The sequence below is a fragment of the Rhodoferax sp. TS-BS-61-7 genome (genome assembly GCF_002943465.1).
Taxonomy (GTDB): Bacteria; Pseudomonadota; Gammaproteobacteria; order Burkholderiales; family Burkholderiaceae_C; genus Allorhodoferax.
Window position 1 is genome coordinate 707,239 of sequence record NZ_PTQY01000001.1, and the last position, 12,866, is coordinate 720,104.

General features: G+C 62.0%; 15 protein-coding genes. 10 read left to right on the top strand and 5 right to left on the bottom strand.

The genetic code is table 11. The features are described 5' to 3' along the window. The first annotated feature begins 167 nt into the window (after window positions 1-167). The 6 genes from C5F53_RS03350 (at window position 168) to accD (ending at window position 7,316) form a co-directional block, all read left to right on the top strand. Entirely contained in the window at window positions 168-2,624 is a 2,457-nt protein-coding gene (locus C5F53_RS03350; protein WP_236635189.1) for a FimV/HubP family polar landmark protein, read from the top strand. Between the two features lie 40 nt (window positions 2,625-2,664). Then, on the top strand, window positions 2,665-3,447 hold the full coding sequence (gene truA / locus C5F53_RS03355; protein WP_105259889.1) for a tRNA pseudouridine(38-40) synthase TruA: 783 nt from the start codon (window positions 2,665-2,667) through the stop codon (window positions 3,445-3,447). Next, window positions 3,444-4,151, top strand: coding sequence for a phosphoribosylanthranilate isomerase (locus C5F53_RS03360; protein ID WP_105259890.1), 708 nt, complete (start codon window positions 3,444-3,446; stop codon window positions 4,149-4,151). The genes truA and C5F53_RS03360 overlap by 4 nt, the downstream gene beginning before the upstream one ends. 86 nt (window positions 4,152-4,237) lie before the next feature. Next, window positions 4,238-5,536 (top strand): tryptophan synthase subunit beta, encoded by a 1,299-nt coding sequence (gene trpB / locus C5F53_RS03365; protein WP_105259891.1) that lies wholly within the window; start codon window positions 4,238-4,240, stop codon window positions 5,534-5,536. Continuing rightward, the gene (gene trpA / locus C5F53_RS03370) at window positions 5,533-6,357 is read left to right on the top strand and encodes a tryptophan synthase subunit alpha (RefSeq protein WP_105259892.1); all 825 of its coding nucleotides are present in this window, start codon (window positions 5,533-5,535) and stop codon (window positions 6,355-6,357) included. The genes trpB and trpA overlap by 4 nt, the downstream gene beginning before the upstream one ends. 86 nt (window positions 6,358-6,443) lie before the next feature. Next, the gene (accD, locus tag C5F53_RS03375; RefSeq protein ID WP_105259893.1) at window positions 6,444-7,316 is read left to right on the top strand and encodes an acetyl-CoA carboxylase, carboxyltransferase subunit beta; all 873 of its coding nucleotides are present in this window, start codon (window positions 6,444-6,446) and stop codon (window positions 7,314-7,316) included. Between the two features lie 65 nt (window positions 7,317-7,381). On the opposite strand, the gene C5F53_RS03380 is transcribed toward accD, so the two are convergent. Continuing rightward, entirely contained in the window at window positions 7,382-7,954 is a 573-nt protein-coding gene (locus C5F53_RS03380) for a YggT family protein (RefSeq protein ID WP_105259894.1), read from the bottom strand. 115 nt (window positions 7,955-8,069) lie between these two features. Between C5F53_RS03380 and lysS the strand changes: the two genes are divergently transcribed. Genes lysS through C5F53_RS03395 form a run of 3 tightly spaced genes read left to right on the top strand, consistent with a single transcriptional unit; the run spans window position 8,070 to window position 10,782 of the window. Next, the gene (gene lysS / locus C5F53_RS03385; protein ID WP_105260388.1) at window positions 8,070-9,617 is read left to right on the top strand and encodes a lysine--tRNA ligase; all 1,548 of its coding nucleotides are present in this window, start codon (window positions 8,070-8,072) and stop codon (window positions 9,615-9,617) included. A 55-nt stretch (window positions 9,618-9,672) separates the two neighbouring features. Continuing rightward, window positions 9,673-10,212, top strand: a complete 540-nt coding sequence (locus C5F53_RS03390; RefSeq protein ID WP_105259895.1) for a YgjP-like metallopeptidase domain-containing protein — start codon at window positions 9,673-9,675, stop codon at window positions 10,210-10,212. A 9-nt stretch (window positions 10,213-10,221) separates the two neighbouring features. After that, window positions 10,222-10,782, top strand: a complete 561-nt coding sequence (locus C5F53_RS03395) for a pseudouridine synthase (protein ID WP_105259896.1) — start codon at window positions 10,222-10,224, stop codon at window positions 10,780-10,782. Window positions 10,783-10,785: 3 nt separating this feature from the next. Here C5F53_RS03395 and C5F53_RS03400 read toward each other — a convergent pair whose 3' ends face one another. Genes C5F53_RS03400 through C5F53_RS03415 form a run of 4 tightly spaced genes read right to left on the bottom strand, consistent with a single transcriptional unit; the run spans window position 10,786 to window position 12,509 of the window. Further along, window positions 10,786-11,001 carry a DUF3820 family protein gene (locus C5F53_RS03400; protein ID WP_105259897.1) on the bottom strand — a complete coding sequence of 72 codons (216 nt, stop codon included), beginning with the start codon at window positions 10,999-11,001 and terminating at the stop codon, window positions 10,786-10,788. Between the two features lies 1 nt (window position 11,002). Continuing rightward, window positions 11,003-11,368, bottom strand: a complete 366-nt coding sequence (locus tag C5F53_RS03405; RefSeq protein WP_105259898.1) for a translation initiation factor Sui1 — start codon at window positions 11,366-11,368, stop codon at window positions 11,003-11,005. A 20-nt stretch (window positions 11,369-11,388) separates the two neighbouring features. Continuing rightward, window positions 11,389-12,003 (bottom strand): OmpA family protein, encoded by a 615-nt coding sequence (locus C5F53_RS03410; protein ID WP_161499878.1) that lies wholly within the window; start codon window positions 12,001-12,003, stop codon window positions 11,389-11,391. Continuing rightward, a complete protein-coding gene (locus C5F53_RS03415; RefSeq protein WP_146097279.1) occupies window positions 12,003-12,509 on the bottom strand; it encodes a FecR domain-containing protein in 507 nt (168 codons plus the stop codon). Before C5F53_RS03415 ends, C5F53_RS03410 begins: the two co-directional genes overlap by 1 nt. A 120-nt stretch (window positions 12,510-12,629) precedes the next feature. Here C5F53_RS03415 and C5F53_RS03420 point away from each other — a divergent pair, with 120 nt between their 5' ends. Next, entirely contained in the window at window positions 12,630-12,857 is a 228-nt protein-coding gene (locus tag C5F53_RS03420; RefSeq protein WP_105259901.1) for a hypothetical protein, read from the top strand. Window positions 12,858-12,866 lie beyond the last annotated feature (9 nt).

Below are 12,866 nucleotides of genomic sequence, written 5' to 3' on the forward strand. Positions count from 1 at the left end.
TGCCGCTCGACCGAGCACCGGAGGCTAATAAATTGATTGCTAAGTCACATCGTTGGCAGAAGACCGCTCTGGCGGCTGCAGCCCTTGCGCTACTAGGCTTGTCGGGAACCGGGGCTTATGCGCTTTCGCTCGGTCGGCTCACGGTCCAGTCAGCGCTTGGCGAGCCTTTGCGTGCGGAAATCGACATCCCCGAAATCACCGCCGAAGAGGCTGCATCGCTCAAAGCGGGTGTGGCACTGCCAGACGCGTTTGTTGCAGCAGGACTGGAATACAGCCCCGCCATGTCCAGCCTGCAGGCCACCTTGCAGCGCCGTGCGGATGGCCGTGCTTACCTGCGCTTGAGCAGCGATCGCACGATCAATGACCCCTTTGTGGACTTGATTCTGGAGGCTACTTGGGCCCAAGGCCGCATCGTTCGCGACTACACCCTGCTGTTTGATCCCCCTGCGCTGCGCAAAACCCCAGCGGCGCCCACCCTAGCGCAGGTGCCGACGGCTCCCGTGGTCACTACATTGCCATCCCGCACCGCTGCGGCAACGCCGACGGCTTCAGCCACAGAACCCGCTGCCCGCACCACAAGTCCTGCAAAAACGGCAGCACCAAAGGCCACTGCGCCAGCCACGCGGCCTGCCACGGAGTCCAGTGGCCAGCAGTTGACTGTGAACAAAGGGGATACCGCCAGCAAGATTGCAAACAGCATCAAGCCTGCAGACGTCTCCCTGGACCAGATGTTGGTGGCCATGTTGCGCAGCAACCCCGATGCATTTGTCAATGACAACCTGAACCGCATTCGTGCCGGGGCCGTCCTCAACGTCCCCACCCCGGAACTGGCACAAAGCGTTTCACCCGCCGAAGCCTCAAAACTGGTGGTAGCGCAGAGTAAAGACTTCAATGACTTCCGTCGCAATTTGGCAGCCAATGCACCTGTTGCAGCTGTAGCGGCAGCGGACCGCAAAGCCAGTGGCACGGTAGAAGCCAAGGTGGAAGACAAAAAACCCACCAGCCCCACCCCCGACAAGCTCACGCTGTCCAAAGGTTCTGTGCAGGGCAAGGCAGACGAGGCCAAGATTGCCAAAGAGCGTGAAGCCAAAGACGCGGCCGCTCGCGCGGCAGAAATTTCCAAAAACATCACTGAGCTGAGCAAAATTGGAACGGCAGCAGCCCCCGTGGCTGGCAGCTCGGCCCCAGCGGCAGCCGCACCAAGCACCCCGGCAGTGGCCGTAGCGGGACTTCCTGCCCCTGCAGCATCTGCACCCACACCCGTTGCGGCGGCGTCAGCACCGATTGAGGCTGTGGCCCCACTGGCTGCGGCATCAGAGCCACAGGTCGCAGCCTCTGCACCGGTCAAGCCCAAGGTCGCAGTACCGGTACCCGTGCCGGAAGAACCAGCCTTGCTCGACGAGCTGCTGGCAGACCCTCTGGTTCCCGCCGGTGCCGCTGGTTTGATTGCGCTGCTGGGCGGCTATGCGGTTTACCGTATTCGCCAACGCAAGAAAAACTCTGCACAGGTTGACAGCGCTTTCCTGGAAAGCCGTTTGCAGCCCGACTCCTTTTTTGGCGCCAGCGGCGGGCAGCGCGTAGACACCAACCAGAATGGTCCGTCCAGTGCGTCGTCCATGGTGTACTCCGCCAGCCAACTGGATGCCGCAGATGATGTGGATCCCGTGGCAGAGGCCGATGTCTACTTGGCCTATGGCCGCGACTTGCAGGCCGAAGAAATTCTCAAGGAAGCCGTTCGAACCAATCCGGGACGCCTGGCCATCCACACCAAACTGCTGGAAATCTTCAGCAAACGCCGTGATACCCGCAGCTTTGAAAGCACAGCGGCACAGGCCTACAAATTAACCGGTGCGACCAGCCCAGACTGGACTCGCATTTGTGAAATGGGCTTGGCCATTGACCCAACCAATCCCCTGTACCAGCCCGGTGGGGCCCCTGCATCCGCAGGGGGTGCGCCAGCACCTGCCAGCAATTCCAGCTTCGGCAATAACACGGTGCCCCAGTCGGCCCATGCAGAATTGGGCTCCGCTGGTGCAGCCGGCATGGACCTTGATTTGGACCTTGATTTTTCGCTGGACGACGAACCCGCGGCCAGTGCGATCAGCGATGTAACGGGTGGCACCATGGCCCCAGCTGCCGACCGGACTGTCAAGATGGCTGCACAGCCACAAGACAACTCTTTGGACATGGACTTTGACCTGCCCGACGTGCAGCCCTTGGCAAAAACAGCACCCGAGCCAGTCGCATCCATGCCTGAGATTTCCTTGTCGATGGACGACCTGGAAACCCCCATGCAGGACGACGAGCCACAGGCCCTCAAGTTTGAAGCCACAGGCCCCTTGCCTGTCGCACCACAAGCAATGCCGTCGCAAACCGCCGACACTGGTCTGATGGAGTTCGACTTGGGCTCTCTCTCACTGGACCTGGAATCTCCTGCCGAGGGCCCTACTCAGGCTCCCGACAGCATGAACGAAGACCCCTTGGAAACCAAACTGGCCTTGGCCGAGGAATTCATCTCCATCGGTGACGAAGACGGTGCCCGTGCGCTGATCGAAGAAGTGGTGTCCGAGGCCAGTGGCGACATGCGCGCCAAAGCCCAACGCGCCCTGGCCAAACTGAGCTAAGCCCCTCACGGGGCTTGGCACATCGCAGGATCCAGAGCTTGTGCGCATTGCGTTAGGCGTTAGCTACAACGGTGGGGCCTACCAGGGCTGGCAAAGCCAGCGCTCTGGCCTCACTATCCAAGACAAACTAGAAACCGCGCTGGGCAAGTTCACTGCCCAGCGCGTTTCTACCTTGTGCGCCGGCCGCACCGATGCTGGCGTGCACGGCCTCATGCAGGTGGTGCACTTTGACACCGAACTGGACCGCGACACTTACGCGTGGGTGCGTGGCACCAACGCCAATTTGCCGCGCGACATTGCCGTGCAGTGGGCGATCAAAACCCCCGATGCATTCCATTGCCGCGCCTGTGCGACATCGCGCCGCTATGCCTATGTGCTGCTGGAATCCACCATCCGCCCCAGCGTGGAGTTTGGCCGCGTAGGCTGGACCTTTGGTGCCCTGGACCACAACGCGATGCGCCAGGCGGCTGACATTTTGCTGGGCGAACACGACTTCACCTCCTTCCGCGCCTCGCAATGCCAGGCACTCAGTCCGGTGAAAAACCTGCTGGAGATCAGCCTGCACAAGCGCGGGGCTTACTGGCGCATCGAATTTGAAGCCAATGCGTTTTTGCACCACATGATCCGCAACATCATGGGTTGCCTGGTGCAAATTGGCCAAGGCAAGAAACCGCCTGAATGGATGGCCGAGGTGCTGGCTGCACGTGACCGCAACGCTGCGGCACCCACCTTCTCGCCCGACGGCCTGTATTTCCTGGGCCCACGCTACGACGCCAAATGGGGCATCCCTGACCGCACGGCTGCGTATGATGCGTTGCCATGACGTCTACTCCCACGCTCCATAGAACCCGTATCAAAATCTGCGGCCTGACTCGCGAGCAAGACGTCGATGCCGCCGTCGCCGCAGGGGCAGACGCCATCGGTTTTGTGCTGTACCCCAAGAGCGCGCGCGCCGTGACACCGCAGCGCGCCGCCGAGCTGGCCAAGCGCCTGCCACCCTTCATCACCCCCGTCTTGTTGTTCGTCAATGCAGGCGCTACAGAAGTGATAGCTGCTTGCGCAATGATTGCGGGGGCTACAGCCCAATTTCATGGTGATGAGAGCCCGCAGGACTGCCTGGATGCGACGGGCAACGGCGCCCGCCCCTACTTGCGTGCGGCACGTATTCCGCTGGGGGATGACGCGCAGGCCTTTGACCTCGTAAAATACGCCCACGATTATTCGAACGCCCAAGCCATTTTGTTAGACGCCCATGTGGACGGCTACGGTGGTGGTGGCAAAACATTCAATTGGTCACTTCTTCCTCCAAGCGTCAACGCTCACCTCGTCTTGAGTGGTGGACTCACCAGTGCAAACGTGGGCGATGGCATCACGTCGGTACGGCCGCGCTGTAAAACGTTGGCTGTGGACGTGAGCTCCGGCGTGGAAGCCGTCGACGCTCAGGGCAAGCCCCTCAAGGGCATCAAAGACCCCGAGAAGATTTTTCAGTTCGTTGCAGCCGTGCGCGCAGCGGACCAACTCTCCTAAACCCATCCGTTCGCCCTGCGCTTGTCGAAGGGCCCTGGGCTTCGACCAACCGAGCCCGAACGGTGTTCTGAAATTGGATTGACACCATGTACGACTACCAACAACCCGACGCCAAAGGTCACTTTGGCAAATACGGCGGCAGCTTTGTCTCTGAGACGCTGACCCACGCGATCAACGAACTCAAAGACGCCTACGCCAAGTACCAGCACGACCCGGAATTCATTGCCGAATTCCAGTCTGAACTGGCTCACTTTGTCGGCCGCCCGTCTCCGGTCTACCACGCGGCCCGCATGAGCCGGGAGATGGGTGGCGCACAAATCTTTTTGAAGCGCGAAGACTTGAACCACACCGGCGCGCACAAGGTCAACAACACCATCGGCCAGGCCATGCTCGCCAAACGCATGGGCAAGCCGCGCGTGATTGCCGAAACCGGTGCAGGCCAGCACGGCGTGGCCACCGCCACCATCTGCGCGCGCTACGGCCTGGAATGCGTGGTCTACATGGGCAGCGAAGACGTCAAACGCCAGAGCCCCAACGTCTACCGGATGAAACTCTTGGGCGCGACGGTCGTACCAGTAGAGAGTGGCAGTAAAACGCTGAAGGATGCGCTTAACGAGGCGATGCGCGACTGGGTTGCCAATGTGGATAACACCTTCTACATCATCGGCACCGTGGCCGGTCCGCACCCGTATCCGATGATGGTGCGGGATTTCCAAAGCGTGATCGGCAACGAATGCCTGGTGCAGATGCCGGAAATGCTGGCGACGGCTGGCTGTAAGACCGAGCAGCCCGATGCAGTGATTGCCTGCGTGGGCGGCGGCAGCAATGCCATGGGCATCTTCTACCCTTACATCCAGCACGATAAAACCCGCTTGATCGGCGTGGAAGCGGCTGGTGAGGGTCTGGAAAGTGGCAAGCACTCGGCATCCATTCAAAAAGGCAGCCCAGGTGTGTTGCACGGCAACCGCACCTATGTGCTGCAGGATGACAACGGCCAGGTCACAGAAACCCACAGCGTCAGCGCGGGCTTGGATTACCCCGGCGTCGGCCCGGAGCACGCCTTCCTATCTGATATCGGCCGTGCCGAGTACGTGGGCATCACCGACCAGGAAGCGCTGGACGCCTTCCACTACCTGTGCCGCACCGAGGGCATCATCCCCGCGCTGGAGTCCAGCCACGCGGTGGCTTACGCCATGAAGCTGGCCAAAACTATGCGCACCGACCAAAGCATTCTGGTGAACCTATCCGGACGCGGCGACAAAGACATCGGCACGGTGGCTGACCTGAGTAACGCTGATTTTTACTGCCGACCCAGTTGCAAGGGGCAGTCCGTGAAGGGTGGCGAGCAGCCAGTGCAATTGGTGAAGAGCGGAGGTGCAGCATGAGCCGCATTGCCACAACGTTCGACGCGCTGCGTGCCCAGGGCCGCAAGGCGCTTATTCCCTTCGTCACCGCAGGCTACCCCTATGCCGACGTGACCCCCGAACTCATGCACACCATGGTGGCGGGCGGCGCCGACGTGATCGAGCTGGGCGTGCCCTTCTCCGATCCGAGCGCCGACGGCCCCGTCATCCAGAAGGCCGGTGACAAGGCTCTGGCCTTTGGCATTGGCCTGGTGCAGGTGCTGGCCATGGTGCGCGAGTTCCGCAAGACCAATAGCACCACACCCGTGGTGCTCATGGGCTACGCCAACCCGGTGGAACGCTACGACCAGAAACACGCCAAGCCTGGCACCAGCAACCCGTTCGTCAAGGACGCGGCAGAGGCTGGCGTGGACGGCGTGCTGATCGTCGACTACCCGCCTGAGGAGTGTGAGGCTTTTGCCGCCGACCTGCGCGCGCATGGCATGGACCTGATCTTTTTGCTGGCCCCCACGAGCACTGATGAACGCATGGCCCAGGTGGCGCGCGTGGCCAGCGGTTACGTGTATTACGTGTCGCTCAAGGGCGTGACCGGCTCGGGCGCGCTCGATGTGGGCGCGGTGGAGGCCATGCTGCCCCGCATCCGCCAGCACATCAGCACACCGGTGGGCGTGGGCTTTGGCATTCGGGACGCGGCCACGGCCCAGACGATTGCCAAGGTGTCGGACGCCGTGGTGATTGGCAGCAAGATCATCCAGCTACTGGAAGACCAGCCGCGCGACCAGGTGGGCGCCACGGCCCAGTCCTTCCTGCGCGAGATCCGCACGGCGATGGACCAAGGCTAAGCCCTAAAAAGCACCGGGGGCGGTTTCGCGGATAATCGCCCCCTGTTGGTTGGACGCCCGATTGGGCATTGCAAGGAGACCTGACGATGAGCTGGCTGGAAAAACTGCTACCCCCGAAGATTCAGCAAACCGATCCTGCGGACCGCCGCAGCGTGCCGGAAGGCCTGTGGATCAAGTGCCCCAGCTGCGAAACCGTGCTCTACAAGACCGATCTGGAGCAAAACCAAAACGTGTGCCCCAGCTGCAGCCACCACCACCGCATTGGCGCCCGCGCGCGCCTGAATGCGTTTTTGGACAACGAAGGCCGCTTCGAAATCGGCCAGGAAGTCCTGCCGGTGGATGCCCTCAAGTTCAAGGACAGCCGCAAATACCCCGAACGCTTGAAAGAGGCGCTGGAAAACACCGGCGAGACCGATGCGCTGATCGTCATGGGTGGCGCGGTACACGGCATCAGCCTGGTAGCCGCGTGTTTTGAATTTGAATTCATGGGCGGATCGATGGGCTCCGTAGTGGGCGAGCGTTTTGTGCGTGGCGTGGAAACTGCCATCGAGCAAAAAGTGCCCTTCCTATGCTTTACCGCCACCGGCGGTGCGCGTATGCAAGAAGGCCTGCTCTCGCTCATGCAAATGGCCAAGACCAATGCTGCGTTGACTCGCTTGGCCAAGAAGGGCCTGCCTTATATCAGCGTGTTGACCGACCCCACCATGGGTGGCGTCAGCGCCGGCTTTGCCTTCCTGGGCGATGTGGTGATTGCCGAACCCAAGGCGCTGATCGGTTTTGCCGGCCCACGCGTGATCGAATCCACCGTGCGTGTGACGCTGCCCGAAGGCTTTCAGCGTGCGGAGTTTTTGCAGACCAAGGGTGCGATCGATTTCATTTGCGACCGCCGCGAACTGCGCAAAACCGTGGCCGACACACTGGCCATGCTGCAACGCCAGCCGGCCGATGCGGTGATCTGAACCCAACCGACGCTCCAAAGAGAAAGAGGCCCAAACGGGCCTCTTTTGCTTGGTACCGGGAGGGTTTAACCTGCCGTGGCCACCAGCACCATGGCCTGCAGCGAGCCCAGCACGATCAGCGCGATCTGGATCAGCACCAGCAGCACCAGCGGTGACAAATCAACGCCCCCCACCAGCGGCAACACGCGGCGGATGGGAGTCAAGGGCGGCTGCACCAAACGGTCCAGCAAATCAGCCAAATACGACTGGGTTTGCACCCACGACAGGATGGCGTAGACCAGCACCAGCGCCGTCATGCCCGACAGCGCCATGCGCACCACGCCAAACAGCGCCAGCACCAGTACGGACACCAGACTGGCGCCCAGGCCGTTGAGCAGCCACAGGATGGAAAACTGTGCCAGTTGGATCAAAAACGCACCCACCAGGCTGGCCGTGTCCCAACGCCCCATGGCGGGCAACACACGGCGCAGCGGCAGCACCAGCCAGTCGGTCAGCGCAAACACAAAACGCCCCAATGGGTTGCCGGAACGCGCGGACAGGGGAATGCGCTGGTGCTGCATGTACAGGCGCAGCAGGCAGGTGCTGGTGAGCAGGCCAGCGGCAACTTCGAGCAACAGGGAAATGATTTGGTAGAGCATGGCGAGATGGGGGCAGTGCCCGCGCATCATAGCGGCAGCCACCCCTCTTACAATGGAGGGTTACGGCCAAAGCCCCACGGCTTGGCTGGTTCTGCCACCGTACACCTACCACCCCATGTCTGACCAAAACCAAGCTGCTCCCGCCCCGCAAGACGAAAACCAGTTGATCCTGGAGCGCCGCGAAAAACTCAAGGCCTTGCGCCAGCAGCAGGCCGAGGGCAAGGGCGTGGCCTTCCCCAACGACTTTCAGCCAGAGAACAAGGCCGCGGAGCTGTTTGAGGCCTACAACGAGAAGACGGCCGAAGAGCTGGTGGCCCTGGGGACCACGGCCAAGGTCGCCGGCCGCATGATGCTCAAACGCGTCATGGGCAAGGCCAGCTTCTGCACGCTGCAGGACGCGTCTTTCGGCCCCAGTGGGGGCCGCATCCAGCTGTATTTGCGCGGTGAAGACGTGGGTCTGGAGCTGTACGCTGCGTTCAAGCATTGGGATTTGGGTGACATCGTGGCCGCCGAAGGCACGCTGTTCAAGACCAAGACCGGCGAGCTGTCCATCCACGCCACCAGCATCCGCCTGTTGACCAAGAGCCTACGCCCCATGCCGGACAAGTTCCACGGCATGGCCGACCAGGAAGTGAAATACCGCCAGCGCTATGTGGACCTGATGACCGACGTGGAGACCCGCAAGCGCTTTGTGGCACGCAGCAAGGCCGTGAGCGCGCTGCGCGAGTTCATGGTGGGCCACAACTTCCTGGAAGTGGAAACGCCCATGCTGCACCCCATTCCCGGTGGAGCGAACGCCAAGCCCTTCAAGACGCACCACAACGCGCTGGACCAGGAAATGTTCCTGCGCATCGCGCCTGAGCTGTACCTCAAGCGCCTGATCGTCGGCGGCTTTGACCGCGTGTTCGAGATCAACCGCAGCTACCGCAACGAAGGCATCTCGGTGCGCCACAACCCCGAGTTCACCATGATGGAGTTCTACGCAGCGTACTGGAACTACCAGGACCTGATGGACTACACCGAGAAGCTGATCCGCGATGCGGCGCAGCGCGCCACGGGTTCGCTGCAACTCACCTACGCCGACAAGCCCGTGGACCTGAGCAAGCCCTTCGAGCGCCTGACGATTGTGGAAGCCATCCGCAAGTACACCGAAGCGGGTGACAACGTGGAGAACGCCGAGTGGCTGACGAACGCGCTGAAGAAGCTGGGCCTGAACGAAGCCAAGAACAAACTCGCCGGCCGCACGCTGGCCAGCCTGCAGGTGCTGTATTTTGAAGAGACGGTGGAAGAGAAGCTGTGGAACCCCACCTTCATCATGGAGCACCCCACCGAAATCTCGCCCTTGGCCCGCGCCAACGACGACCGCCCCGAAGTGACCGAGCGTTTTGAGCTCTACATCACGGGCCGCGAATTCGGCAACGGCTTTAGCGAACTGAACGACGCCGAAGACCAGGCCGCGCGCTTCAACGCGCAGGTGGCCGCCAAGGACAGCGGCGACGATGAAGCCATGTTCTACGACCACGACTTTGTGCGCGCGCTGGAATACGGCATGCCCCCCACCGGCGGCTGCGGCATCGGCATTGACCGCTTGATGATGCTGCTGACCGACAGCGCCAGCATCCGCGACGTGATCCTGTTCCCGGCCCTGCGCCGCGAGGTTTGATTCAGGTTTGAAGCCAAATCGGCACCCAGCCCCCGCAGAATCTGCGCGAGCAGCTATGAAAATGGTAGCAACTCCCACGCTGCGCTACCTGAACGGCTACCCCGCAGAGGCGCTGGACCAGGTGCAACGCATGCTGATTGATGGCCGCGTAGGCAGCTGGTTGACCCAGCGCTACCCGCAAGCCCACGGTGTGCGGACCGACAAGGTGTTGTACGACTATGTGCAGGACCTCAAGTCTGACTACCTGCGCAGCACCGAGCCGCTGAGCAAGGTCGCCTTTGACAGCAAGCTGCATGTGGTGAAGAACGCGCTAGGCACGCACACCACCGTGTCGCGCGTGCAGGGCAGCAAGCTCAAAAGCAAACGCGAGATCCGGGTGGCCAGCCTGTTCAAAGACACACCTGAGCCTTTCCTGAAAATGATTGTGGTGCACGAGCTGGCCCACCTGCGCGAGCGCGAGCACGACAAGGCCTTCTACAAGCTCTGCACCCACATGGAGCCGAGCTACCACCAGCTGGAGTTTGAGGTGCGCATCTACCTTACGCACCTGGAGGCTACGGGTGAGCGCTTGTGGGCCACTGCCACCGCTGACTGAGCCTTTGCCATGGTTGCACCAACCGACTCCCGCCTGATCTGCTTCAACAAACCCTACGGGGTGCTGAGTCAGTTCACGCCCGAAGGGCGCTGGCGCGGGCTCAAGGACTTCATCGACATCCCGGGGATCTATGTGGCGGGCCGGCTGGACGCTGACAGTGAAGGCCTGCTGCTGCTCACCAACGACGGCAAGCTGCAGGCCCGCATCAGCGACCCGCGCTACAAAATGGAGAAGACCTACTGGGTGCAGGTGGAAGGCGAACCCGATGACGCGGCCCTGGTGGCGCTGCGCCAAGGTGTGCAGCTCAACGACGGCCTCACGCTGCCCGCCCGTGCGCAATTGATCGCAAAGCCCGAAGCACTCTGGGAGCGCGACCCGCCGGTGCGCTTTCGCCAGTCTATTCCCACGCGCTGGCTAGAGTTGGGGATCCGTGAAGGGCGCAATCGCCAGGTGCGCCGCATGACCGCGGCGGTGGGCTACCCCACCCTGCGCTTGATTCGCGCGGCCATTGGACCCTACACGCTGGAAGACCTGGCACCCGGCACCTTGCGTGACGTGCCGCTGCCTTAGCAGTTAGCATGGCTTACGCAACGGCGTGAGCAAGTCGCTCAGCCCATTGTGGTCGATCTCATGCATCAACTGCAACAGCCGGCCAATCTCGCTCTTGGGAAAGCCCTCGCGCGCAAACCAGTTCAGGTAGTCGCCCGGCAGGTCGGCAATCAGGCGGCCTTCGTACTTGCCAAAGGGCATGGCACGCTCCACCAGTTTTTGTAAATCCTCTGGCTGCATCTCAGCCCCCCGCCCGTTTGACCTTGTGCCCCTGCGCCTGCAGCAGCTGCATGACGCGCTCCACATGGTCGCCCTGCACTTCAATCACGCCGTCTTTCACCGTGCCGCCCGAGCCGCAGGCAGCCTTCAGCTGCTTGCCCAGTACCACCAGTTCCGCGTCATCCAGCGGCACGCCACGCACCAGGGTCACCCCCTTGCCAGCGCGGCCCTTGGTTTCACGCGAGACGCGCACCACGCCATCGCCCACCGGGCGCTTGGGGGCGTTGCAGGTGCAGGCAGTGATGGCCTGGCGGCACACCGGGCAGGTGCGGCCCACCTCAGTGGAGTACACCAAGCCACCCAGATCGGACAAAGAAAGTTTGGCCATGGCCTAGCTGGACAGAGAAATTAGCGAAGGATGATTTCCGCGCGGCGGTTGCGCGGCTCGTCCACATTGGGCTCGGTGGGTACCACGGGCTCGCGTTCGCCACGGCCCACAGCCTCCACCAACTCGGGTTGGAAGCCCTGCGCCAGCAACAACTCACGCACCGCTTGCGCGCGTTGCAGCGACAAAATGTCATTCGCCTGCGGCGATCCCGTGCGATCGGTATGGCCCACCACCACCAGCTCACCACCTGGCAGTGCGCGCGCCTGCACCAGGATGCCGGGAAGCTGCGCCTGCGACTCGGGCGTGAGCGTGGCCGTGCCCGGCTCAAACTGCAGTACAAAACGTTGTACACCCGGTGGCTGGAGCGCCAGCAAGGCGCCGTGGCGTTTTTGCACGTCATCGGCCGTGGTCTGGGCGCGGTCCACCGCGCCCGAGCGTTGCACGGCAGCCACGGCATAGGGCTGGTCCAGCCGTTGGCTGCCACCAGCTGTGCCTTGCACCAGCACTGCCGTGGCGCGCCCATCGGCTTCGGGCAACAGGGTCACGCGGCTAAGCGGTGTACAGGCCGAGAGGATGGACACCAAAAACGCCAGCAGCACGGGTACCCGCATGCGGGGAAACATCGGCGCGCGCATCATGGCACCTCCACAATGAAATCGGTGCCGCGTACGCTCACCGTGGACGAGGGTGTTTGCACCTTCACATTGTCGGGTTGCAACTTGCCAAGCAAGCCAGTCACCATGCGGATGGTGCCCAGCAGCACTTGCACGGTCAGGCTACCGGTCTGGGTGGTGGCATCGAACTGGAAACGGGTTATGTCCACTTGAGAATTGGGACCAATGGTGATCTGCGTGCCGTCACGTAAGAGGAGCATCGCAGAGCCCTGGGGTCCGGTCACAATGCGCTCAGCTTCAGCCACCCCGCCGCCCGGTGCCGCGGGGCGCAATACCTCACCTTTGCCCACCTGCACGTTGCCCTGCACGCTCTTGAGCGTGCCACTGCGCACCTCTTGGGCCCAAGCCCCTTGGCAAGCACAGCACACCAAGCCCAGCAACACTGCGCTACGCAGCCTCCCAACGCCTTGATAACCCATCACGCCGCACTCCCTGAATTTGGAGCGGCAATGGTAACGGATGTGCACGGCCCCATTGGCCGTTCACATCCACCAATCGCTATCATTTTGATAGCTATTTGCACCGTATGGACATACCCCGTGTGCCAAAATGTTGCCCATATTCAAAAAAAGGGAGTCGAACACACCATGAATCGCCAAAGCGTATGGGCCACCAAAGTGGCCACCTTGATCCAGGGAGGCAACAGCCAAGCCGCCCTGGCGCAAATCAAGGTAGCACCTACCGTGAAAGACCTGCAGCAATTGCGCAGCCTGCTCACCACCAAGGGCCTGCTCAGCAAAAATCGGCTGGTGGATGAAGCCACGGCGGATCAAATTGTGGCGCTGTCGGCACCGAGGCTGCACCGGTCGCCATAAACCGTGCCC

Bases quoted from the DNA above. Each gene is read 5' to 3' on its own strand.
- C5F53_RS03360 (WP_105259890.1), top strand. From the start codon at position 3,444: ATGACGTCTACTCCCACGCTCCATAGAACCCGTATCAAAATCTGCGGC.
- trpB (WP_105259891.1), top strand. From the start codon at position 4,238: ATGTACGACTACCAACAACCCGACGCCAAAGGTCACTTTGGCAAATAC.
- trpA (WP_105259892.1), top strand. From the start codon at position 5,533: ATGAGCCGCATTGCCACAACGTTCGACGCGCTGCGTGCCCAGGGCCGC.
- accD (WP_105259893.1), top strand. From the start codon at position 6,444: ATGAGCTGGCTGGAAAAACTGCTACCCCCGAAGATTCAGCAAACCGAT.
- C5F53_RS03380 (WP_105259894.1), bottom strand. From the start codon at position 7,954: ATGCTCTACCAAATCATTTCCCTGTTGCTCGAAGTTGCCGCTGGCCTG.
- lysS (WP_105260388.1), top strand. From the start codon at position 8,070: ATGTCTGACCAAAACCAAGCTGCTCCCGCCCCGCAAGACGAAAACCAG.
- C5F53_RS03390 (WP_105259895.1), top strand. From the start codon at position 9,673: ATGAAAATGGTAGCAACTCCCACGCTGCGCTACCTGAACGGCTACCCC.
- C5F53_RS03395 (WP_105259896.1), top strand. From the start codon at position 10,222: ATGGTTGCACCAACCGACTCCCGCCTGATCTGCTTCAACAAACCCTAC.
- C5F53_RS03400 (WP_105259897.1), bottom strand. From the start codon at position 11,001: ATGCAGCCAGAGGATTTACAAAAACTGGTGGAGCGTGCCATGCCCTTT.
- C5F53_RS03405 (WP_105259898.1), bottom strand. From the start codon at position 11,368: ATGGCCAAACTTTCTTTGTCCGATCTGGGTGGCTTGGTGTACTCCACT.
- C5F53_RS03410 (WP_161499878.1), bottom strand. From the start codon at position 12,003: ATGCGCGCGCCGATGTTTCCCCGCATGCGGGTACCCGTGCTGCTGGCG.
- C5F53_RS03420 (WP_105259901.1), top strand. From the start codon at position 12,630: ATGAATCGCCAAAGCGTATGGGCCACCAAAGTGGCCACCTTGATCCAG.